The sequence below is a fragment of the Mycolicibacter heraklionensis genome, assembly GCF_019645815.1.
In the GTDB taxonomy this organism is placed as follows: domain Bacteria; phylum Actinomycetota; class Actinomycetes; order Mycobacteriales; family Mycobacteriaceae; genus Mycobacterium; species Mycobacterium heraklionense.
In genome coordinates, this window is record NZ_CP080997.1 from 948,484 (window position 1) to 969,029 (window position 20,546).

Below are 20,546 nucleotides of genomic sequence, written 5' to 3' on the forward strand. Positions count from 1 at the left end.
ATTGACATATGACTACGACGTCGTGGTGATCGGTTCGGGATTCGGCGGCAGTGTCGCGGCGCTGCGCCTGACCGAGAAGGGTTACCGCGTAGGCGTGTTGGACATGGGACGTCGCTGGGCCCCCACCGATTTCCCGCCCAACAACTGGCATGTCCGCAAAGCGATGTGGGCACCGAAACTCGGCTGCTTCGGCCCGCAACGGCTGACCGTGCTGGGCAAGACGTTCATCGCCAGCGCCGTCGGCGTCGGCGGCGGCTCGTTGATCTACGGCAACACCCTCTACGAACCATTGGAACGGTTCTACACCGACCCACAGTGGGCGCACATCACCGACTGGAAGGCCGAGCTTGCGCCGTATTACGAACAGGCTCGCCGGATGCTCGGGGTGACACCCACCCCGCACACCACCCCGGCCGACGAGGTGTTGTTGGCGGTGGCCCGGGATCTGGGGGTCGAGGACACCTACCACCCGACCAACGTCGGAGTCTTCTTCGGCGAAGAGCCCGGCATGACCGTCGCAGACCCGTTCTTCGGCGGGGCAGGCCCGGACCGTGCGGGCTGCATCGGCTGCGCGCAGTGCTTCACCGGTTGTCCGCACAACGCGAAGAACACCACCGAGACCAATTACCTGTATCTGGCCGAGCACGCCGGCGCCCAGATCCATCCGATGACGATGGTCACCGATGTGCGGCCGGACGGCGACGGCTATGTGGTCAGCACGGTGCGCACCGGACGCTGGGTGCGCAAGCACAAGCGGGACTTCACCGCGGGCCAGGTGGTGTTCGCGGCGGCCTCGCTGGGCACCCAGCGGCTGCTGCACAAGCTGCGCGACACCGGATCACTGCCACATCTGTCGCCACGCCTGGGTGAGCTGACCCGCACCAATTCCGAAGAGGTGCCAGTGGTGTTCGCGCCCGATCGTGACGACTTCGCCCAAGGGGTGGCGATCACCTCGTCGATCCACCCGGAAGCCAACACCCATGTCGAGGTGTGCCGCTACGGCAAGGGCTCCAACCTGCTGTCGATGATGGGCACCCACCTGATCGACGGCGGACCCTGGCGATTCGCCCGGTTGATGCTGACCATCGCACGCCACCCGGCGATGATGCTGCACAGCATGTTCCCCCGCAACGCCTCGGCGCACTCAATCATCGTGCTGGTGATGCAGTCCCTGGACAACTCGCTGACCACTTACCGCAAGCGTGGTCTGTTCGGCACCCGAATGACCGCGAAACAGGGTGTGGGCGAACCCAATCCGGACTGGATCCCGACCGCCCACGAGGTGGCGCGCCGGATGGCCGAAAAGGTCGGCGGGATGGCCGGCGGCACTTACCTCGACGCGCTCAACATCCCGTTGACGGCGCACTTCATCGGTGGCTGTCCGATCGGTGAATCCGCGGATACTGGGGTCATCGACCCCTACCAGCGCGCGTACGGACATCCCGGCGTCCACGTGGTCGACGGTTCGGCGATCACCGCCAATCTGGGCGTCAACCCGTCGTTCACCATTACGGCGCAGGCCGAACGGGCGATGGCGTTCTGGCCCAACAACGGTGAGCCGGACTCCCGGCCGCCGCTGGGGCATCCGTACCGGCGCATCCCGCCGGTGGCGCCACAACGCCCGACCGTTCCCGAGGATGCGCCGGGTGCGCTGCGGCTGCCGCTGTCGCCGGCCTGAGGACGAAGGCATAGCCGAATGCCGGTCCTGCTGTGGTATCGCCGCGATCTGCGAGTAGATGATCTGCCGGCCCTGTCGGCCGCTGTCGCCGAGGACTCCGAAGTGCTGTGTTGTTTCGTGCTGGACCCACGGCTGGAGGCCTCCTCGGGGCAGCGCCGACTGCAGTTCCTCGGTGACTGCCTACGTCATCTACGCGACGAATTCGGTGGCCGGCTTCTGATTACCCGCGGGCTCCCGCAGCGGCGGATCCCGCAACTCGCCGCCGAGATCTCGGCGACGGCCGTGCATGTCTCGCAAGATTTCGCACCGTTTGGGCGCCGTCGTGACGAGCAGGTGCAAGCCGCGCTCGGCGGCATCCCGCTGGTGTCGACCGGATCGCCCTACCTGGTCTCGCCGGGCCGGGTCGTCAAAGACGACGGCACCCCCTATCGGGTCTTCACACCGTTCTTTCGGCGGTGGCGCGAACACGGCTGGCGCCGTCCGGCGCTGTCACGGACCGAATCGGCGCACTGGATCGACCCCGCGGCGTTGTCCGGCAAGACCACGCAACCGGTGGAGATCCCCGACTTCGGCGGGCAGGTCGACATCCCGGCTGGGGAAGCTGCCGCGCGTGAGCACTGGAATGCCTTTGTGGCCAGCGGGTTGGACCGCTACGACCAGGATCGCGACCTCCTCGGCCGCGACGGGGCAAGCCGGATGTCGGCGTACCTCAAATTCGGCAACATCCACCCGCGCACCATGGTCGCCGACCTCGACCACAGCCCAGGAGCGTCAGCGTATTTGCGGCAGTTGGCTTTCCGGGACTTCTACGCCGCGGTACTGCACCACTGGCCACACAGTACCTGGGAGAACTGGAACAACGAGTTCGACTCGATCCAGACCGATACCGATGCCGAGGCACAACGGCGCTTCGAGCGCTGGAAGGCCGGGACCACCGGATTTCCCCTGGTCGACGCGGGCATGCGGGAACTGCTCGCCACTGGATTCATGCACAACCGCGCGCGAATGATTGTGGCCTCTTTCCTGGTCAAGGACCTGCATCTGCCTTGGCAGTGGGGTGCTCGCTGGTTTCTCGATCAGTTGGTCGACGGCGATCTGGCCAACAATCAGCATGGCTGGCAATGGTGCGCTGGGACCGGTACCGATGCGTCGCCGTACTTCCGGGTTTTCAACCCGACGCTGCAGGGCCGAAAGTTCGACCCCGACGGGTCCTACGTGCGTCGCTGGGTTCCCGAGTTGGCCGATGTCACCGATGCCCACCTAGTGCGGCGCGGGCGTCCGCCGGATTACCCGGAGCCGATCGTCGACCATGGTCACGAGCGGGCCGAGGCGCTACGCCGGTATCAGCGGATCAGTACGTAGCGCGACTGGCACGCCCCAACAGATGCCGCAGGAGCGGTTCGAGTTCGGGGGCACGGAACCGGTGTTCGGCCTGGCTCAGGCGCTCCGGCAGTACTCGCTGGCTCGCGCAGGCGAGTTCACGCGCGCCTTGGGCGCCGAGCAGCAATCGTGGCCCCAAGCCCGGTACCGGAAGGATCGTGGGCCGGCGCAGCACTCGTCCCAGTGTCTTGGTGTAGTCGCTGTTTCGTACCGGATGCGGTGCGACGGCATTGACCGGTCCGGAAAGTCCGGTGTCCCACAGGGCTCGGTGATAGATGTCGATCAAGTCGTCGATCCCGATCCAGGGCAGCCACTGTCGGCCGCTGCCCAACCGACCGCCCAGGCCCGCGGCGAACAGCGGCCGCATCAGCCGCAGTGTCCCGCCGCGTGGCGATTGCACAATGCCGGTGCGAACGCGTACGACGCGAGTACCGGATTGCTCTGCCGGAGCGAGGGCACCCTCCCAGGCGGCGACGACGTCGGCCAGATAGCCGTCCCCACGTTGGCTGTCCTCGGTGAGGACATCGTCGCCGCGGTCATAGCCGTAATAACCGACCGCCGAAGCGCAGATCAGGGCGCTCGGCCCGGTGGCCGTGTCGGCAACGAGCTCGGCCAGCTTGCGGGTCGGACCGATTCTGCTGTCGCGGATCACCCGGCGATGCTCGTCGGTGAAGCGTCCCGCGATCGACGCACCGGCCAGATGGATCACCGCATCGACGCCGGCCAACAGATCACGATCCGGATCGTCGGGATTCCACTGCCGCTCATCGGGATTGCCCGCGGTGCGCCGCACCAGCCGGATGACCCGATGACCCCCGGTGCTCAAAAACGCGGTCAACGCCGAACCCACCAGCCCGGATGCACCGCTGACTGCCACCGTAAGGGGCTGTAGGCCATGGGCTTTGGCGCGCCGGTGCGCGGCGAGGTCATCGGCGAGCTGGCGATGCCGATAGACGAACATCGGCCGCAGCAGCGCCCCGGGCACCGGGGTGTCGACCCGGTCGGTCATCAGCGTCCGGCCGTCACCGAGATCATCGAACTCGTGAATGTGCCGCCACTTCATCACCAACCTTGCCGGCAGTGACGCCAGGCCGCGGCTGCTGAGTTCGTCGGCGAATTGCCGAGGCGGGTCATAGCCGCCCGCCTGGTGTTCGGCGACCCAACGAAGCCCGCCCGGCAGCGCCAGCTCGGCGATGCCGTCGCGCAACGCGTCTGCTTCGCTACGCAGGTGCATCGGCTGCCACGGCGGGCTCAACCGGGTGAACGCCCCCGGCCTGGCATGCCAGGCGAAGACCTCGTCACGCGGCGCCTCGATCTCGCTGGAATAGACCAGACTCATGTCCCGACGCTACCGGAACCGCGCAGATCGTCGGCCGCGCTAACCGTACTGCTTGCGTAGCTGCGGCTTGACCACCTTGCCGCTGGCATTGCGGGGCAATGCGTCGATCAGCACCAGTTCCTTCGGGTGCTTGTAGCGGGCGAGGCGCTCGTTGAGGAAGGGTTCGAGGTCTTCCAGCGTCAGCGATGCCTCGGTGGCGACTATGGCCACCGGCACCTCGCCCCACTTGTCGTGGGCGCGCCCGATCACGGCTGCCTCCCGGATCATCGGGTGCTCGAACAGCACGTTCTCCACCTCGGCGCAGTAGATGTTCTCGCCGCCGGAGATGATCATGTCCTTCTTGCGGTCGACGACGTAGACGAAGCCTTCGTCGTCGACGCGCACCAGATCGCCGGAGTGGAACCAGTCGCCGGCGAACGCCTCGGCGGTCGCCTCGGGCTTGTTCCAGTAGCCCTGCATCATGGTCGGCCCGCGGTAGACGATCTCGCCGATCTCGCCGGGTGCCACGTCGTTCATGTTCTCGTCGACGACCCGTGCCGCGATGGTAGGGATCACCTTGCCCACCGAGCCAAGCTTGCGGATCGCGTCCTTGCCCTGGAGCACGCAGGTGATGGGTGACATCTCGGTCTGGCCGAACACCGCGACGTTGAGCGCGTCCGGGAACGTCTCCGCCATGGCCCGCAGTACGGTGTCGGATGCCGGAGCCGCCCCCCAGCTGATCACTTCGAGCGCCAAGTCTCGTTGCGGCACAGTCGGATCGGCGCAGATGACCTGCCACTGCGCCGGCACGAGGAACACCGAGGTGGCGCGCTCGCTCTCCCAGGCATCGAGGGTGTCCTTGGCGTTGAACGCGCCGAGCGGGTGAATCACCGTCTTGGTGCCCAGCATCAGGTTGGGTGCAATGCTGCCCAGGCCGGCGATGTGGAACATCGGCGCGGCGCAGAAGTACACGCTGTCCGGGCTGATCTGCAGCGCCTGGATGCAGGTCAGCGACTGGGCCAGCAGGTTCGAGTGGGACAGGATGGCGCCCTTGGGACTTCCGGTGGTTCCCGAGGTGTACATGATCAGGGCCGGGGTGTCTTCGGGAACGTCAGCGCCGGGGTGCGGGTCGCCCGGCTCGGCGATCAGCGATTCGTAGTCATCGCCTAGCACCACGGCCACGTCGAGTCCGGGGGTGTTCTTGCGGACTGCCTCCATCAGCGGTGCCAGCAGCTGATCGGTGATGACGCCCTTGGCGCCGCTGTCGGTGACGATGTAGCTGATCTCGGGGTCGGTGAGGCGGAAGTTGACCGGTACGGCGATGGCACCCAGGGCGTTGATCGCCAAGGTCGCCTCGATGTATTCGGTGTGGTTGAGCATCACGATCAGCACCCGGTCGCCGAAGGAGATGCCGCGCCGGAACAGTGCCCCGGCCAGGCGCTCGGAGCGATCGTGCAGCTGTTGCCAGGTGGTGTCGTTGCCGCGACAGCGGAAGGCAACGGCGTCGGGACGCATCTCGGCGTGGTTCGCCACCTGATTCATCCAGTGGTTGCGGCGAGACCGCAGCGGCTGAGCAATCATTCGCCGAACACCGCCTTCCGCTTCTGCAACATCGCGGCGGCGCCCTCGAAGAAGTCGGGGGAACCCAGCAGCTCCACCTGGCCGGCTTTCTCGCGAGCCAGTGCGGCGTCCAACGATGCGAGGTTGGTGGCGTTGAGCGCGCGTTTGGTCAATTCGATGGCGCGACGCGGTCCGTGGGCCAGCTTCTCGGCGGCCTCGTTGACTCGGGCGTCCAACTCCGCCTCGCCGAGCACCGCGTTGATCAGGCCGGCATCGCGGGCGGCGGTCGCCGACAGGCGCTCACCGAGCAGTGCCATCTCGTTGGCCACCGCCCGTCCGGCGGCGGCCGCGACCAGGGCGGTGGTGCCGCCGTCGGGCATCAGGCCGATGTTGGTGAACGACAACAGGAAGTAGGCACTCTCGGCGGCGTAGATCAGATCCGCGGCCAGTGCCAGACCCACGCCGACACCGGCGGCCGGCCCGTTGATCCGCGCGATCACCGGCACCGGGCTCTCGGCGACTGAGGTCACCAGCCGGGAGGCGCAGTCCATCACCTCCTCGGGGCCGACGCCGCCGGAGATGGCGGACAGGTCGGCACCGGTGCAGAACGCCTTGCCTTCGCCGGTGATGACGATGGCGCGCACGCCTGGGTCGTCGGCCGCGCCGGCGAACACATCGCCCAGGGCCGTCATGGTGGCGTAGTCGACCGCGTTGAGCCGGGCGGGATTGGTGATCGTCACCCGCAGCACCCGGCCGTCGCGTGACGCGGTGAGTTTGGCGGAGCTGGCGTTCTCGGACACGATCAGACCCGCCCTTCGATGAACCGGGATTGCAGCACGACTTCCTCCGTGGATGAAAATGTAAATTGTGGTTAACGTATGGGCGTCGGGTCCAACAGTCAACACGGGGGTGTGAATGGTCGCGTCCATGGCTGCGGTGCAGCGCCGCCCCAGGGACCGCAAGGCTCAGATCGTCCGCGTCGCAGCCCGCGCGTTCAGCGATCGCGGCTACCACGCGGTCGGGGTCGACGAGATCGCCGCCGAGGTGGGTATCTCCGGACCGGCGCTGTACCGGCACTTCGCCAACAAGTACGCGCTACTGGTCGCGACCGCCGAGTACACGGCGGGGGCGCTGGTGAGCGCCGCGCGATCCGCCGACGATGCGAGCCGGCCGGCGCAGGAGCGGTTGCGCGCGATCACCGCGGCGCTGATCGAGACCACGATCGGGACGCGGCGCGAGGGCGCGTTCTATCGGTGGGAGCGGCGCTACCTGCAGCTGCCGGATCGCAAGGAAATCCGGGCCGGCTACGATGCGCTCAACGCCGCGATCGCCGAGCCGCTGGCGGTTATGCGCCCAGAACTTCCCGAGGCCGACACGGCGATCTTGGCCGCTGCCGCCCTGAGCGTGATCGGCAGCATCTCCGCGCACCGAACGCGGTTGCCTGCTGCCGCACTTGCGGACCTGCTCGGCGAGCTGTGCTGGGCGGTGCTCACCGTCGAGCTGCCCCCGGCGCCGTCGGGTCCCGCGCCCCGACGACCGGAGCGGGGTCTGCCCAGCACATCCAAGCGAGAACGGCTGCTCGCCGAGGCCATCCGCATGTTCGGCCAGCGCGGCTTCTACGAAGTCAGCATCGAGGAGATCGCCGCCGCGGCCGGACTGAACGGCTCCAGTGCCTACCGCTACTACCCGAGCAAGGCGGCCTTACTGGCCGTCGCCTTTCATCGGGCCAACGGCCGCGTGCTGATGGCCATCACCGATTCCCTGGCCGAGTCGACCAGTCCAAGGCAGGCGGCCCTGCGCATCGCCGAGCGCTATACCGCACTGGCATTCGCCGCGCCCGAGCTGATCAACATCTATTTCGCCGAGTTCGCCAACTTGCCCGAACCCGACCGCATTGAACTGCGCGGTCTGCAGCGGCAGAACGTCGACGAATGGGCTCACCTGGTGAACCAGGCCGGCGCGGGCGATACCGAAGCGGTGTTCCGTGTCCACGCGGCGCTTGCTCTAGTCGTCGATATAGGACGCCTGGTTAACTTTGATGATCGAGACGAACAGCGGTCCCGGATTCACGCCTTGATGGCGGCCGTACTTTTCGGCACCGGCGGCCGGTGACTGCAGACCGCCAGGCTGGCTACGATCGAGCGATGACTGCCGCACCGCCAGGACAGCGAAACGCCGCCACCGCCGCGCGAGGGCTCGCCGGGCTGCTGCTGGGCGCCGGGGCAGGACATTTCGTCGTCCCTCAACCGTTCGACGCGATCGTTCCGCCGGAGTTGCCGGGCAGTGCACGCATGTACACGTATCTGTCGGGAGTCGCCGAGCTGGTCATCGGTGCCCTGCTGTTGTCGCCGCGCACCCGCCGCATGGCCGGGCTGGCCGCTGCCGCTCTGTTCGTTGCCGTGTACCCGGCGAATATCCACTCGGTCCGGTTGTTCTGGGCCAAACCCTGGTTGCGGGCAGGGGCGATCGCGCGCCTGCCGTTGCAGATTCCGATGATCATCGCGGCGCTACGGGTGTGGCGCGCCGGTTAGTCCGCCCGGCAGCGGTGGATTCAGGAGGAATGGGTGGCCTACATCAAGGCGACCGAGCGTGAGGGGCAGATTGTCGCGGCCGCAATGCGCGTACTGCGTGACGTTGGCGTAGCGGGCACGACGTTGCGTGGGGTTGCCGCTGAAGCCGGAATCCCACTGGGCACATTGCACTACGTCTTTCCGTCCAAGGACCTGCTGCTGCGTGCGGTGATCGCCGCGGTCATGGACGACGTTGTGGACGCGGTGCGCGCCGATCTGCAGCTCGACCGGGGGGTGGCCCATGCGCTGCGGCAAGGGGTGACGAACTTCTGGACCACGTTGGTGGAAAGCGACACCGGCCTGCAGATCATGCAATACGAGCTGGCCATGTACTCGGTGCGCAGCGAAGGCTCCGGCGGCCTGGCCCAGCTGCAATATGAGCGCTACACCGCGCTCGTCACCGAGTTCTGCTCCCAAGCCGCGCAGGCGGCGGGGGAGCGCTGCGCCGTCGAATTCGACAGTCTCGGACGGCTCGCGCTTGCCCTGGTGGACGGCCTGATCGTGCAGTACGTGACAAACCCGGACTCCGAGCGGGCACGACGCGACCTCGACCGCGCCGTGGACATGGTCGTGCGATTCGCCGATCCGCAGCCCGTCGGCAAACGCCCGCGCCGCACCGGCTGAGTCCATCGACTACTGCCCGCCGAGCAGCATGAATCCTTGACTCGGTCGGTTGACCGACTTAGATTACGGGGCGTGAAGTCAGGCGACGGAGCGATGGCCAGCACGGTGGCCGTCGTGGGTGCGGGGATGTCCGGACTGACGGCTGCCCGCGAGCTGCACCGCGCCGGCGTCGACGTGCTCGTTTTGGAGGCCGCGGACCGGCTCGGCGGACGGGCCATGACCGAGACGAGCGCGTTGGGGTCACGGGTGGACCTCGGCGGTCAGTGGATCGGCCACGATCACCACCGGCTCAAGGCGCTGGCTTCTGAACTGGGCGCCACGCAGTTTCGAATGCACTCTCGGCCGTTGCCCATCGTGGTCGACGGATCGCGGAGAGTGCGGGCAGCGGCGCCCTCGATGTTGGCGACCCTTCTCGTGCTCGTCGGCGTCGAAGCCCTGTCTCGCATCGCCAAGACGCAACGGTGGAATGCCACCACGGTGCAGGCCTGGCTGCGCCGAGTCCCGGGGCGCGCTCGGCGGCTGCTCGAAGTGCTTGCGTACATCTCGTGGACCGCTGACCTTGATCGCTGCTCCATTCACGCGATGGCGCAGAGCATCCGCCAGCAGGGCGGGCTGCGAACGATGTTGGCGACGGCCGGGGGCGCCCAGGAGTCCTTGGTCGCCGAAGGGATCGGCTCGCTGATCGAGGGCCTGGCCGCCGAACTCGGTCCCCGAGTGCTCCCGGGGCGCCGGGTCACCTCGATCGTGCAGAGCGGCGATGGCGTCACCATCGGAACGACCGCGGGTGACGTCCGTGCCGCGAAAGTCATTGTGACGGTGCCGCCGCCACTCACCGGACGAATCACCTACGAGCCGCCGCTCCCGCCCGGCCGTGCCGCATTGGCGTCCGATACCTATATGGGTTCGGTGTATAAGGGCGTGGCGGTCTATTCACGCCCGTTCTGGAGGGATCGAGCGGGCGGCGAGTTCCTGGTCCTGGATAAACCCGGACGCGCGGTGTTCGACACCGGCGCGCCGGGCGGCCCCGGCCATCTGTGCGTGCTGGTGGGGGGACCGGAGGCGCGCGAGCTCGACCGACTGGAGGCCGCCGAGCGGCGCAACGCGGTGCTCGGTGCGCTGGCCCGCTACGTCGGTCCCGACGTTCTCGAACCGGCGAGCTGGCACGAAAAATCTTGGCACCTCGATGAATACGTCGGCGGCGGCTACGTCGCACTGGCGCTGCCCGGGACTACCGACGGTATCCCGCCGATCGAGTGCACCCCGACCGGCGACATTCATTGGGCGGGTACCGAGACGGCGCGCGAGCACGCGGGTTACCTCGAGGGCGCCATCGAATCGGGCACCCGGGCGGCCCGTGAGGTGCTCGAGGCGCTGTCGGTCTCCTGGTGAAGCACGGCGCGGTCAGGCCTGGCGTTGTCCGTAGCGGCGGCGGAATTTCTCGACCTGCCCGGCGGAGTCGACGATTCGGCTGTTTCCGGTCCAGAACGGATGTGACGCCGCGCTGATCTCTACGATCACCAGCGGGTAGCTGCGAGGGCCCGCCGGGGTGGGCCACTCGATGGTGCGGTCGCTGGTCACGGTGGAACGGGTCAGGAACGTCTGGCCGGTGGTGGCGTCCTGGAAGACGACGGGGTGGTAGTCGGGGTGGATGCCGGGTTTCATCGTTGGTCTCCGTCTCGGGTGCGGTACGGGGAAATATCTGCTGTGGCAGTTGGGGTCTCGTCGCACGGTTCCTGGTGGTGGTCGCCGAACGGGTCGGGGTAGCCGGCCCACTGATGCGTGCTGCGTAACTCGTCGTCGGTGAGCAGAGCATCCGACAGGGCTTCGCGGATCTGCTCGGGTCGGGCGCCGCAGACCAGAACCACCAGCGAGGTGTGCCGGTCTCCGTAGCGGTGGTCCCAGATCAGATCCGCGAACGCGTGCCGCTCCGGGGACACGCGGGCGGCCTCCTCCGCTGTCATCGCGGCCAGCCACTTGCCCACCGCGCAGGTGTGCAGCCCGCCACCCGCGGACTCCAGCCAGATCGCCCGCTCGCCCCGGTTGGCCAGCCACAGCCGCCCGCGTGCCCGGATCACCCCGTCGAGTAGCGCATCGAGGGCCGCGTGCAGGCGTTGCGGATGAAACGGTCGGCGGGCGTGGAATTCGATCAGCTCAACCGGGCCCTCGGGCCGCAGCGGCGGTTGACCGGCCAGCAGCGGGGCGTGTGGATCATCGGCTCGACCGCGGCGCGCGCCGTCGTCGAGGTGGGTCAGTGCCTGTTCAAGGCGATCGGTTCCGGCGGTGATGCGTGCCAGCGGAGCCAACCGGCGCAGTACCGCCAGAGCCGTCGGGTCTGGGGCGTAAACCACCAGGGCGTCGGCGGATTCGGCCTGGCCGACCACCACCTGGGCGATGGTGCGGCCGTCGTCGAGTTCGTCGTCGCCGAGTGCTTGGGGCAGCCACGCGGTGGCATCCAGGCAGGTGACGACCGCGGCGACCGCCACATCTCGACCGGCCGGTCCATCGATGTATCCCGGTCCCACGCGGACCCGCACGTTGCGGATCGCCCAGCAGATGGGCTGCGGCTCCAGCCAATTGGGCAGCTGAACGACGATGCGTTCAACGCCGGCCCGCCGGTGCAGTCGGCGCAACAGGACCAGCAGGTCGTTGCGCAGGGTGCAGGACACGCAGCCGTGCGCCAGCTCCAGGGCCAACGTCGTGGCAACCGCTGTCGTGCTGGTGGTTTCCCGCACCACCACGTGACCGTCCAGGCCGTAGGCGACGGTCACCGTGCCCGCCTTGGCCTGCAAGGCTTTGGTCGCTGCGTCGGTGCCGTACTGCCCGGCCACCAGGATCACCGGAGTCCGCATCATCCTCCTGTTGAAAATCATTGTCATTAAGACCGTCCCTACGATAGCCTCCAGCGCGTCGCTTGTCGACAATCATTGTCAATAAGGGTTGAAGGAGAGCTCCGTTGTCTGCACGCTGCCAAGTCACCGGCCGGGTGCCCGGATTCGGGAATGCGGTGTCGCACTCGCATCGCCGCACCCGTCGTCGCTGGTCGCCGAACATCCAGGTCAGGACCTACTACCTGCCCTCGCAAGACCGCCGGATCCGGCTACGGGTCAGCGCGAAGGGCATCAAGGTCATCGACCGGGACGGCATCGAGGCCGTGGTGGCCCGGTTGCGGCGCGAAGGGCAGCGGATCTGATGGCGCGCACCGACATTCGTCCCATCGTCAAACTGCGCTCCACCGCGGGCACCGGCTACACCTACGTCACCCGCAAGAACCGGCGCAACGACCCCGACCGCCTGGTGCTGCGCAAGTACGACCCCGTGGTCCGTCGCCATGTCGACTTTCGGGAGGAGCGCTGAGCAATGGCCAAGAAATCCAAGATCGTGAAGAACGAGCAGCGCCGGGTGTTGGTGGCCCGCTACGCCGAGCGACGCGCTGAGCTCAAGGAGATCATTCGTTCGACGGCGAGCAGCCCGCAGCAGCGACTGGCCGCCCAGCGCGAGCTGGCGCGCCACCCGCGCGATGCCAGCCCGGTCCGGCTGCGCAACCGAGACAGCGCCGACGGGCGCCCCCGCGGCTACCTGCGCAAGTTCGGACTCTCGCGCGTGCGCGTGCGTCAACTCGCGCACGAGGGCCACCTGCCTGGCGTCCGGAAGGCGAGTTGGTAGATGGCGATCAAAACCAAAGATTCGCGGCGTGTTTCACGGAGCGCGCCTAGGTCGGCGAAGCCGAACCTGCTCGCCAAACTGGGCCTGACGGTCGTCGACTACAAAGACACCGCCACGCTGCGCATCTTCATCTCTCCGCGCGGCAAGATCCGCTCACGTGCCGTCACCGGCCTCACCGTTCGTCAACAACGCCAGGTCGCCTGCGCCATCAAGAACGCCCGGGAAATGGCGTTGCTGCCGTATCCGGGGCCCACGGTCGAGGGCTGACGACGCACCGAGCCGGATCACGCCGGTAGCTGTTTGGTGGGTCGGTCGTGCACCACGATCGGCCACCAGAACCAGCGACCGGCCAGGGTTGCGACGGCTGGGATGACCAGGGACCGGATGAGCAGCGTATCCAGCAACAGTCCCAGGCCGACAGCAGTGCCGGTCTGGGCGATGTTGTGCGCATAGCCGGCCAGCATGGCGAACATGGTGAACCCGAACACCAACCCGGCGGTGGTGACCACCCCGCCGGTGTTGACCATGGCGCGGATGATGCCGGTCTTGATGCCGGCCCCGATCTCCACTTTGAACCGGGCGACCAGCAGCATGTTGTAGTCGGCGCCCACCGCGACCAGAAACACGAAGGAGACCGGGGCCACCGACCAGTGCAGCGGGTTGCCGATGAGGTCCTGCCAGACGAAAGCGGTCAAACCCAGTGCCGCCAGATAGGACAGGGCCACGGTTCCGATCACCGCGATCGCCGCGACCAGACTGCGGAGCAGGATCAGGATCACGCAGAACACGAACGCGAACGCGGCTACCGCACTGGTGATGAAGTCTTCCCGCGCGAAGGCCTCGATATTGAGCAGGGTGCCCCCGGGGCCACCGAGGCTTACCGTGCTGCCGGCCAGCGATGTGCCTTTGATCGCTTGCAGTGCGGTCGGGATGACGTTGGCGCTGACATCCATCGCTTCGCGGCTGAACCCCTCCATCTCGGGGGTGACGACCATGCGAGTCATCATGCCGTCGGGGGAGAAGAAGTAGGGCATAGCGTTCTTGAACAGCGGATTGTCGAAGGCCTGACTGGGCAGGAAGAACGAACCGTTGGGGTCGCCGCCGGAAAAGCTTTGGCTGAGTTCCTCGGTGAACGTGGTGATTTCGGCGATCTGGGGAACCAACGTCTGCAGGGTGGCGCGCACCGGTTCGGTCGCGGCATTGACCTGGGCTGCGAAGCCTTTCAGGCTGTCGAGCTGTGCGGACAGCTCGGGCAGGGTGCGGGCGACGGCGTGGGTTCCGCCGGCCAGTCGGTCCACCAGTCCGTCGAAACGATGAAGGTCTTCGAAGAGCGAGAAGCTGGTGAGTGCCGCCCGGCACGGTTCATTGTCCCGGCAGTTGGGGATGGAATCGATGAACACGCGGGCGGGCGCGGCGGCGTCGCGCAGCGAATCCATCTTCGTCACGACGCCGCTCAGGGCGGCCTGGAGTTCGGTTGCGCTGCCGTTGATCTCATCGCTGCCGGCGCGCCCGCTGTGCAGGGCCTGCTCAATCCCGGCGATGGTGAGCTGGAGTCGTCCCACCTCGCCGTTGAGGATCAGCAGGTCATCGGCGCGTTGGCTGAGCACATCGGTCATCTGCGTCAGTCGTTGACCGAGGTAGCCGGCCTGGGAGGTCAGCGTGCCCTGCTGCAGCGGCGCGCCCAGCGGGCGGGTGATGCCTTGAACGTTGGAGATTCCGGGAATCGCCAGCACCGCGTTGGCCAGTTTGGCCAGGGCGATCATGTCCGCCGGATTGCGCATGTCGTGATCGGCTTCGACCAGGAAGACGCTGGGAGACATGATGTTGGGCGGAAGGTGGCGGTCGGCCGCGGCGATGCCCAGGTTGGCCGGTGAGTTGCTGGGCTGGGCGATGCGTTCGTTGTAGCTGGGATGAAACGTCGGCAGCACGAGCAGGGCCAGGCTCAGCACCGCCAGCGAGCCCACCAGGACCGGGCCCGGCCAGCGCACCACGTAGGTGGCGATCCGCCGCCAGCGACGCAGCGACTTTCGATCGCGGCCTCTGTGCGGCTCGAAGAACCCCAACCGGCTGCCGACCGCGAGGATGGCCGGCCCCAGCGTCAGTGCCGCGGCGAGGGTGATGACGACCGCGATGGTGCACGGCAACCCGGAGGTGCTGAAGATCGCCAGTCGGGTGAATGTCATGCATGCGGTTGCCCCGGCGATGGTCAGGCCCGAGGCGATGATGATGTGTTGCACACCGCGTAGCGCCGCGTAGTACGCGGAGGTCGGGTCGGCCCCGGCCCGGCGTGCCTCTTGGTAGCGGCCCAACAGAAAGATGCCGTAGTCGATTCCGGCTCCCAGGACCATGACTGCCATCAGTGCTGAGGCGAAGATGGAGACGCCGATGACGTGGTGGCTGCCCAGCAGCGCGACCACCGGCCGGCCGACGCCGAGTCCGGCTCCGGCGACCAGCATCGGCATCGCCACCGTGACCGGTGAGCGGTAGACCCAGAACAGAATCGCGCCGACGAGTGCGCCGCAGGCGATCAGCAGCAGCAGGATCGAGTCGTTGATCGACACCAATTCGTCGTTGACGACCGCTGACGGACCGGTCAGGTGTGCGGTGATCCCCGCAGGGGGCTCGGTGGCGGCGATGATGTCGCGAACGGCCTGGGTTGAGGACATCGCCAGGGCGGTGCCCATGTTGCCGCTCAGATTGAGCAAGACGTAGGCGGCATGGCCGTCGGCGCTCTCGTTCGCCGAGGCGAACTGGGGATCGGACCAGAGGTCCATTGCCGAGTTGACGTGCGCGGTGTCGGCGGTGATCCGATCCAGCAATGTCGAGTAGTAGCGGTGGGCGTCGGGGCCCAGGGGTTCGTCGCCTTCGAGCAACAGGTAGACGAAGTTGTTGGTGCCGGCGCCGCCGAAGTGGTCGCCCAGCTTCACGATGGCCTGCACCGACGCGGCGTCGTCGGGCAGAAACGATTTCGCGTGCTCGGTGATGACCGTTTCCAATTGCGGGACGGCGAGATTGAGCGCGCCGGCGGCGCCCACCCACAGCACGATGATGGGCAGTGCGAACCGATAGAGCAGCCGGGCGATCAGGGGCCGGCTGTCCGGCGCCCTCATGCGACCGGGTCCTTGCATGCCACCGCTGACGACATGGACGATTGCTCATCGCGTACCTGCCCGTCGATGACGACACGACAGGACAACGGCTCGTTCTCGGATTGCGCCATCACCCCGGTGGGCACGGTGATGCGCTGGGTGCGCAGGGTGGTCTGCCAGGGCAGGGTCGCCGATACCTGGCGCACCGAGCCGTCGACGTCGAGATAGGACGCGAATACCGGGGTGCCTGCCGGACCGTCCACGCGGTATTCGACGACCTTCTCTTTGAGTCGGCCGACCGCCGGAGGGCGCGGCGAGTGGCCGACCGCCGGGTCGGGGATGTCGCTGAGCCTCAGATGGGCGATGAACACCCCGGTGGCGCCCAGCGTTGCTGCCACGACCAGATACACCCAGGCGGAACGCATCTCACACGGCACCATCGGTGAAGGTGATGCGCACGGAGACCGGCGTGCTCGCCAGCGCGCGAAACGTGGCCACCGCCAGGCCTGCGAAGGCGGGCCGGGACGCGAAGGTGCGTGCGCGGGCCGTCACGTCGTCGTCGGGTTGGAACCGTGCGAGTCCGCTGCGCCATTGCGAGCCCTGGCGTATGCGGACTTGTGGATTGGCGGTGATGTTGGCGCCCCACCCCGAGCGTGACCCGTGCTGGGAGATCACCCAGGCGCCGCTGGCGTCGAAACAGGCGGCGACCGGAACGTGCCGCGTCTTTCCTGTCTTGCGGCCGATGGTCTGTAGTTCGGTGGCCAGTGTGGTCCTGATGCCCAGGCGGGCCAGCGCCGATACCAGGGGGTTGGCGATGTAGCGCCCCACTCGTCGTTCGGTGCGGAACTTGCGTAGGGCTTGCTCGTCACTTCGTGTCATGGCTTGTTCCCCATCCCCTGCGCCGATCGAAGAATCAGTCCGGCGACCGCGGTATACCAATTGGTCTACTTGTGTGCTGCGAGGCTAGTAGACTGATCGGTATATCGCAAACAATCGGGGGCCGGGAAAGGTGATGGCGATGGCGGCGCGCGACCGGCTCATCAACAGTGCGATCGCACTACTGCAGCGCAAGGGTGTTGCGGGTACCGGGATTTCCGAACTGCTCGCCCACAGTGGGATCGCGCGACGCTCGGTGTACCTCAACTTTCCTGGCGGCAAAGCCGAACTCGTCGCCAGCGCGGCCAGAACCGCGGGTCGGACGACCTCTGACATGATCCGGCGGTTGCTGGTCGAGGCGGATGCGGTGACGGCCGTCGAGGCGTTCATTGCGGTGTGGAAGGAAGCCTTGATCGGCAGCGAGTTTCGTGCGGGCTGTCCGATTGTGGCCGCAGCGTTGGGACGCTCCGAAGCGCCCGATGCGGCCGATGTCGCCGGCGCGGTGTTCGCCGACTGGGAGCGCCTACTGGCCGATCGGCTGGAAGAGGCCGATGTCGCGCCCGCGACCGCGCAGCAGCTGGCCACCACCACCATCGCTGCGGTTGAAGGTGCGGTGATCATGTCGCTGGCCGCCAAATCGGCGGCGCCGTTGCTGCGGACCGGGCAGCTGCTCAAGGAGCTTGTCGCGCAGCACACCCGGCCCTAGCCGTCGGTGGCCCTCAGCCGATGTGGAACACGACCTCCAGGGCCAGGAATCCGAAGACGAGCAGTCCGAGGATTCCGGCGAGCACCGGAAGAGCAAGCATTGGATCTTTCATGGATCGAGACGTTATACAGCCGCCTGTTGTAGAAAACGGAAAAGTGTTGCCGATCACGTCATCTCGGGACTTTGGTCTGTGACCGCGGTCACCGGTGTGGACAGCGGGCTCAGGTGTAGGCGACGTGAACCCGGTGAATGTGGCCCTCGAACGGGAATGGGGCACGTTCCCGGTAGTCCAGGGACACCGGCGAGCCCAGGCAGGTGCCGATGTCGAGGCAGTCGTTGGCGGTGAACAACAACGGCGCGCTGACGGGGACCTGGCCCTCGGCAACGGTCTCGCCGTTGACGGCCACGGTGATGTCGAGCGGTCCCGCCGGGCGCGGCTCCGCGTACTGCGTGGTGACGGCGATGGTGGTGCGGCCGGGCGGCACCTTGCCTGCCGTGCGGATCTTGGTGCGCGACAAGATGAACAGGTTGTACTCGTAGCAGAGATAGCCATCGTCGAAGTAGCACGTCAGGCCGCCGGCGCCGGCCCCGAGGGCATAGAGCACGCCGTTCGCGTCGGCCGGGATCTCCGCATCGATGGTGACCACGTTGTTCTTGTTGCCGAGCGCGGGCGCACAGAATTCGGGCATTCGCACGGTGTCGCCGGTGAAGTCCCACTCGGTGTAGGGCGGGGCGATGCGTAGTTCGGGGTGATAGACGGGCACCCACAGGCCGCCGCCGACGGGTAGCACCGCATTGCGGGCCGCCTCGACCATGAACATCTCGCGCATCTGGGCGAGCTTCTCGGGCAGCTGCTCGGCCAGGTCGTGGGCTTGTGACCAGTCCTCGTCGAGGTTGTAGAGCTCCCACGCATCGGCATCCGGAGTCCAGGTGGCGATGCCGGGCGGTTGGCCGGGCACCCACGGCAGCCGGGGGCCGCGAGCCGACGCCATCCATCCGTCGTGGTAGATCGCCCGGCTGCCCATGATCTCGAAGTACTGGGTCTTCTTGCCGCCTGGCGCGTCGCGGTCGGTCAGCGTGCGCGCGAAGCTTGCTCCTGCCAAGGCCATCTGTGGTTGCCCGTGCACCGTCAGCGGCGCTTCGATCCCGACGACTTCGTAGATGGTCGGCACCACGTCGTTGCAGTGCAAGAAGACCTCCCGCGGCGCCGGGTCGGCGGCGATCTTGGCCGGCCAGCGCACCACCATCGGGTTTCGGGTGCCGCCCAGGTGCGACGCCAACAGTTTCATGCCCTTGTACGGGGTGGACCCGGCCCAGGCCCAGCCCGCGTGGTACTGGTTGTCGACCAGGGGAGACCCCAACACATCCAGGCCGCCGAGCGCGTCGAGGGCATCGATGTGCTGACGCACCGTGGTGGGGATCCCGTTCTGGGCCAACAGTTCCGAGATGGTGCCGTTCTGGCCTTCGCCGGAGGAACCGTTGTCGCCCCAGATGTAGAAGAACAGCGTGTTGTCGGCGTAGCCGAGGGCTTCCAGTTCGTCGGCGATGCGACCGACCTGGACGTCGACGTGCTCGGCGTAGCCGGCGGCGACCTCCATCAGGCGGCGTTGGAACGGCTTTTCATCCTCGGGGATGTCGTCCCAGGCGGTGAGGGTTTCGTCGCGCTCGGTGAGCGAACAGTCCTGCGGAATCCAGCCTTTGGTCTTGGCGCGTTCGAACACCCGCTGGCGGTATGCGTCCCATCCGTCGTCGAACTTGCCGACGTACTTGTCGGCCCATTCCTTCATGACGTGATGCGGGCCGTGCAGGCAGCCGCTGGCCCAGTACATGAAGAACGGTTTGCCGGCGTTGAAGGCCTTGTGTCGGCGCAGCCAGGAGATGGCGTCGTCGGCCAGGTCCTCGGACAGGTGATAGCCCTCTTCGGGTGTCCTCGGTGGGGCCACCACGGTGGTGTTGCGGACCAGGTTGGGCTCATACTGCGAGGCCTCGCCGGCCAAGAATCCATAGAAGTATTCGAAACCCAAACCAGTGGGCCAGTTTTCGAAGGGGCCTGCCGCGGTGGTCTCCTCCGCGGGAGTGTTGTGCCACTTCCCGAAAGCCGACGTGGCGTAACCGTACTGCTTGAGCACTTCGGCCACCGTGGCGCTCGACGCGGGGATCTTGCCGGCGTAGCCGTCCCAGTCGTTGGCCAATTCCGCGATCTGACCGTTGCCGATCTCGTGGTGATTACGACCGGTGAGCAACGACGCCCGGGTCGGCGAGCACATGGCCGTGGTGTGAAACCGGTTGTAGGACACACCTTGGCCGCAGATCCGGTCGAGGGTCGCGGTGTTCACCTCGCCGCCGAATGTCGACGGCAACCCGGGGCCGGCATCGTCGATAAGCACGATCACCACATTGGGTGCATCGGTGTGCAGCCGTTGCGGGACCGCCCGCGGACTGTAGGTCGACTCCTGCAGGGTCCGGCCTGCGACACTGCCCGAGCCGACCGGCGGGAAAGGCAACACCGCGCCGTTGGGCAACACCGGAGCCACTACCTGATCGCCCAACGCAAGTCTCCTTATCTCGGCTGTACCGTCTACGGCATCGAAGACATCGTCGTATGCGGCGGGCCGTTCAGCTACTCGAACCGCCTCGCGGCGGGTCGGGCGCCAGGCTGCCGTCCGGCGCGATGTGGGCGAAGATCTGCTGGAGCAGGGTCAGAATGTGTGGGTCATCCACGGTGTAGATGTGGTGGCGCCCGTCGCGTCGTGCGTTGATCAGCCCGGCCAGCCGCAGCTTGGTCAAGTGCTGGCTCATGGTGGCGACGTTGACGCCGGCCCGTCTCGCCAGGGTTGTCACGTCGTAGGCGTCCTGGGCGGCCAGCCACATCACGTGCAGGCGCGCCGGACTGCTGAGCAGCGCGAACGTGCTCGCGGCGGATGCCAGTTGGGGTTGGGTCGGTTCGTCGGTCCGGTTGACTGAACTGATTTCTTCGGACAGCCGTTCTTCATCTTTTGCCATGGCGGCATTCATTTTGTCCCAACTCCCATGGCGGGATTCGCCGAACGACACATTCGCATAGTTGCGCAATCGCCAAAGT

General features: G+C 67.0%; 21 protein-coding genes. 11 read left to right on the forward strand and 10 right to left on the reverse strand.

Annotation, left to right across the window (positions count from 1 at the left end):
• Position 1: 1 nt before the first annotated feature.
• Entirely contained in the window at positions 2-1,678 is a 1,677-nt protein-coding gene (locus K3U94_RS04560; protein WP_220695723.1) for a GMC oxidoreductase, read from the forward strand.
• Between the two features lie 18 nt (positions 1,679-1,696).
• Positions 1,697-3,040 carry a cryptochrome/photolyase family protein gene (locus K3U94_RS04565; protein ID WP_220695724.1) on the forward strand — a complete coding sequence of 448 codons (1,344 nt, stop codon included), beginning with the start codon at positions 1,697-1,699 and terminating at the stop codon, positions 3,038-3,040.
• Here the strand turns inward: K3U94_RS04565 and K3U94_RS04570 are convergent.
• Genes K3U94_RS04570 through K3U94_RS04580 form a run of 3 tightly spaced genes read right to left on the reverse strand, consistent with a single transcriptional unit; the run spans position 3,030 to position 6,736 of the window.
• Positions 3,030-4,397, reverse strand: coding sequence for a TIGR01777 family oxidoreductase (locus K3U94_RS04570; protein ID WP_220695725.1), 1,368 nt, complete (start codon positions 4,395-4,397; stop codon positions 3,030-3,032). The genes K3U94_RS04565 and K3U94_RS04570 overlap by 11 nt on opposite strands.
• Before the next feature lie 39 nt (positions 4,398-4,436).
• The gene (gene fadD5 / locus K3U94_RS04575; RefSeq protein WP_220695726.1) at positions 4,437-5,957 is read right to left on the reverse strand and encodes a fatty-acid--CoA ligase FadD5; all 1,521 of its coding nucleotides are present in this window, start codon (positions 5,955-5,957) and stop codon (positions 4,437-4,439) included.
• Positions 5,954-6,736 (reverse strand): enoyl-CoA hydratase, encoded by a 783-nt coding sequence (locus K3U94_RS04580; RefSeq protein WP_230987409.1) that lies wholly within the window; start codon positions 6,734-6,736, stop codon positions 5,954-5,956. The genes fadD5 and K3U94_RS04580 overlap by 4 nt, the downstream gene beginning before the upstream one ends.
• Before the next feature lie 115 nt (positions 6,737-6,851).
• On the opposite strand from K3U94_RS04580, the gene K3U94_RS04585 reads away from it, so the two are divergent.
• From K3U94_RS04585 to K3U94_RS04600, 4 genes are read left to right on the forward strand one after another with little or no spacing between them, the layout of a single operon-like run.
• Positions 6,852-8,048 carry a TetR/AcrR family transcriptional regulator gene (locus K3U94_RS04585; protein ID WP_220695728.1) on the forward strand — a complete coding sequence of 399 codons (1,197 nt, stop codon included), beginning with the start codon at positions 6,852-6,854 and terminating at the stop codon, positions 8,046-8,048.
• A gap of 32 nt (positions 8,049-8,080) precedes the next feature.
• On the forward strand, positions 8,081-8,467 hold the full coding sequence (locus K3U94_RS04590; RefSeq protein WP_220695729.1) for a DoxX family protein: 387 nt from the start codon (positions 8,081-8,083) through the stop codon (positions 8,465-8,467).
• Between the two features lie 33 nt (positions 8,468-8,500).
• Positions 8,501-9,130, forward strand: a complete 630-nt coding sequence (locus tag K3U94_RS04595; RefSeq protein ID WP_220695730.1) for a TetR/AcrR family transcriptional regulator — start codon at positions 8,501-8,503, stop codon at positions 9,128-9,130.
• 36 nt (positions 9,131-9,166) lie between these two features.
• Complete coding sequence (locus tag K3U94_RS04600; protein WP_350355352.1) at positions 9,167-10,519, forward strand: flavin monoamine oxidase family protein; 1,353 nt, start codon at positions 9,167-9,169, stop codon at positions 10,517-10,519.
• A gap of 12 nt (positions 10,520-10,531) precedes the next feature.
• On the opposite strand, the gene K3U94_RS04605 is transcribed toward K3U94_RS04600, so the two are convergent.
• Positions 10,532-10,792 (reverse strand): type B 50S ribosomal protein L31, encoded by a 261-nt coding sequence (locus K3U94_RS04605; protein WP_220695731.1) that lies wholly within the window; start codon positions 10,790-10,792, stop codon positions 10,532-10,534.
• Positions 10,789-11,979: a ribosome hibernation factor-recruiting GTPase MRF gene (mrf, locus tag K3U94_RS04610; RefSeq protein ID WP_220695732.1), complete on the reverse strand. Its 1,191-nt coding sequence runs from the start codon at positions 11,977-11,979 to the stop codon at positions 10,789-10,791. The genes K3U94_RS04605 and mrf overlap by 4 nt, the downstream gene beginning before the upstream one ends.
• 104 nt (positions 11,980-12,083) lie before the next feature.
• On the opposite strand from mrf, the gene rpmB reads away from it, so the two are divergent.
• From rpmB to rpsR, 4 genes are read left to right on the forward strand one after another with little or no spacing between them, the layout of a single operon-like run.
• On the forward strand, positions 12,084-12,320 hold the full coding sequence (gene rpmB, locus K3U94_RS04615) for a 50S ribosomal protein L28 (RefSeq protein ID WP_046285807.1): 237 nt from the start codon (positions 12,084-12,086) through the stop codon (positions 12,318-12,320).
• A complete protein-coding gene (rpmG, locus tag K3U94_RS04620) occupies positions 12,320-12,484 on the forward strand; it encodes a 50S ribosomal protein L33 (protein WP_024441797.1) in 165 nt (54 codons plus the stop codon). Before rpmB ends, rpmG begins: the two co-directional genes overlap by 1 nt.
• Before the next feature lie 3 nt (positions 12,485-12,487).
• Positions 12,488-12,793 (forward strand): 30S ribosomal protein S14, encoded by a 306-nt coding sequence (gene rpsN / locus K3U94_RS04625; RefSeq protein ID WP_220695733.1) that lies wholly within the window; start codon positions 12,488-12,490, stop codon positions 12,791-12,793.
• Positions 12,794-13,060, forward strand: a complete 267-nt coding sequence (rpsR, locus tag K3U94_RS04630) for a 30S ribosomal protein S18 (RefSeq protein WP_220695734.1) — start codon at positions 12,794-12,796, stop codon at positions 13,058-13,060.
• Positions 13,061-13,077: 17 nt separating this feature from the next.
• On the opposite strand, the gene K3U94_RS04635 is transcribed toward rpsR, so the two are convergent.
• Genes K3U94_RS04635 through K3U94_RS04645 form a run of 3 tightly spaced genes read right to left on the reverse strand, consistent with a single transcriptional unit; the run spans position 13,078 to position 16,761 of the window.
• Positions 13,078-15,921 (reverse strand): MMPL/RND family transporter, encoded by a 2,844-nt coding sequence (locus tag K3U94_RS04635; protein WP_220695735.1) that lies wholly within the window; start codon positions 15,919-15,921, stop codon positions 13,078-13,080.
• Positions 15,900-16,307, reverse strand: coding sequence for an MmpS family transport accessory protein (locus K3U94_RS04640; RefSeq protein ID WP_220695736.1), 408 nt, complete (start codon positions 16,305-16,307; stop codon positions 15,900-15,902). Before K3U94_RS04640 ends, K3U94_RS04635 begins: the two co-directional genes overlap by 22 nt.
• Before the next feature lies 1 nt (position 16,308).
• On the reverse strand, positions 16,309-16,761 hold the full coding sequence (locus tag K3U94_RS04645) for a nitroreductase family deazaflavin-dependent oxidoreductase (RefSeq protein WP_220695737.1): 453 nt from the start codon (positions 16,759-16,761) through the stop codon (positions 16,309-16,311).
• 139 nt (positions 16,762-16,900) lie between these two features.
• Between K3U94_RS04645 and K3U94_RS04650 the strand changes: the two genes are divergently transcribed.
• Entirely contained in the window at positions 16,901-17,464 is a 564-nt protein-coding gene (locus K3U94_RS04650; protein ID WP_220695738.1) for a TetR/AcrR family transcriptional regulator, read from the forward strand.
• A gap of 221 nt (positions 17,465-17,685) precedes the next feature.
• Here the strand turns inward: K3U94_RS04650 and K3U94_RS04655 are convergent, their stop codons facing one another.
• Positions 17,686-20,013 (reverse strand): arylsulfatase, encoded by a 2,328-nt coding sequence (locus tag K3U94_RS04655; RefSeq protein WP_220695739.1) that lies wholly within the window; start codon positions 20,011-20,013, stop codon positions 17,686-17,688.
• Between the two features lie 67 nt (positions 20,014-20,080).
• Complete coding sequence (locus tag K3U94_RS04660; RefSeq protein ID WP_230987413.1) at positions 20,081-20,467, reverse strand: ArsR/SmtB family transcription factor; 387 nt, start codon at positions 20,465-20,467, stop codon at positions 20,081-20,083.
• Positions 20,468-20,546: the final 79 nt, after the last annotated feature.

Coding starts and splice junctions, on each gene's coding strand:
- K3U94_RS04565 (WP_220695724.1), top strand. CDS start 1,697: ATGCCGGTCCTGCTGTGGTATCGCCGCGATCTGCGAGTAGATGATCTG.
- K3U94_RS04570 (WP_220695725.1), bottom strand. CDS start 4,397: ATGAGTCTGGTCTATTCCAGCGAGATCGAGGCGCCGCGTGACGAGGTC.
- fadD5 (WP_220695726.1), bottom strand. CDS start 5,957: ATGATTGCTCAGCCGCTGCGGTCTCGCCGCAACCACTGGATGAATCAG.
- K3U94_RS04585 (WP_220695728.1), top strand. CDS start 6,852: ATGGTCGCGTCCATGGCTGCGGTGCAGCGCCGCCCCAGGGACCGCAAG.
- K3U94_RS04590 (WP_220695729.1), top strand. CDS start 8,081: ATGACTGCCGCACCGCCAGGACAGCGAAACGCCGCCACCGCCGCGCGA.
- K3U94_RS04605 (WP_220695731.1), bottom strand. CDS start 10,792: ATGAAACCCGGCATCCACCCCGACTACCACCCCGTCGTCTTCCAGGAC.
- mrf (WP_220695732.1), bottom strand. CDS start 11,979: ATGCGGACTCCGGTGATCCTGGTGGCCGGGCAGTACGGCACCGACGCA.
- rpmG (WP_024441797.1), top strand. CDS start 12,320: ATGGCGCGCACCGACATTCGTCCCATCGTCAAACTGCGCTCCACCGCG.
- rpsN (WP_220695733.1), top strand. CDS start 12,488: ATGGCCAAGAAATCCAAGATCGTGAAGAACGAGCAGCGCCGGGTGTTG.
- rpsR (WP_220695734.1), top strand. CDS start 12,794: ATGGCGATCAAAACCAAAGATTCGCGGCGTGTTTCACGGAGCGCGCCT.
- K3U94_RS04635 (WP_220695735.1), bottom strand. CDS start 15,921: ATGCAAGGACCCGGTCGCATGAGGGCGCCGGACAGCCGGCCCCTGATC.
- K3U94_RS04640 (WP_220695736.1), bottom strand. CDS start 16,307: ATGCGTTCCGCCTGGGTGTATCTGGTCGTGGCAGCAACGCTGGGCGCC.
- K3U94_RS04645 (WP_220695737.1), bottom strand. CDS start 16,761: ATGACACGAAGTGACGAGCAAGCCCTACGCAAGTTCCGCACCGAACGA.
- K3U94_RS04650 (WP_220695738.1), top strand. CDS start 16,901: ATGGCGGCGCGCGACCGGCTCATCAACAGTGCGATCGCACTACTGCAG.
- K3U94_RS04660 (WP_230987413.1), bottom strand. CDS start 20,467: ATGGCAAAAGATGAAGAACGGCTGTCCGAAGAAATCAGTTCAGTCAAC.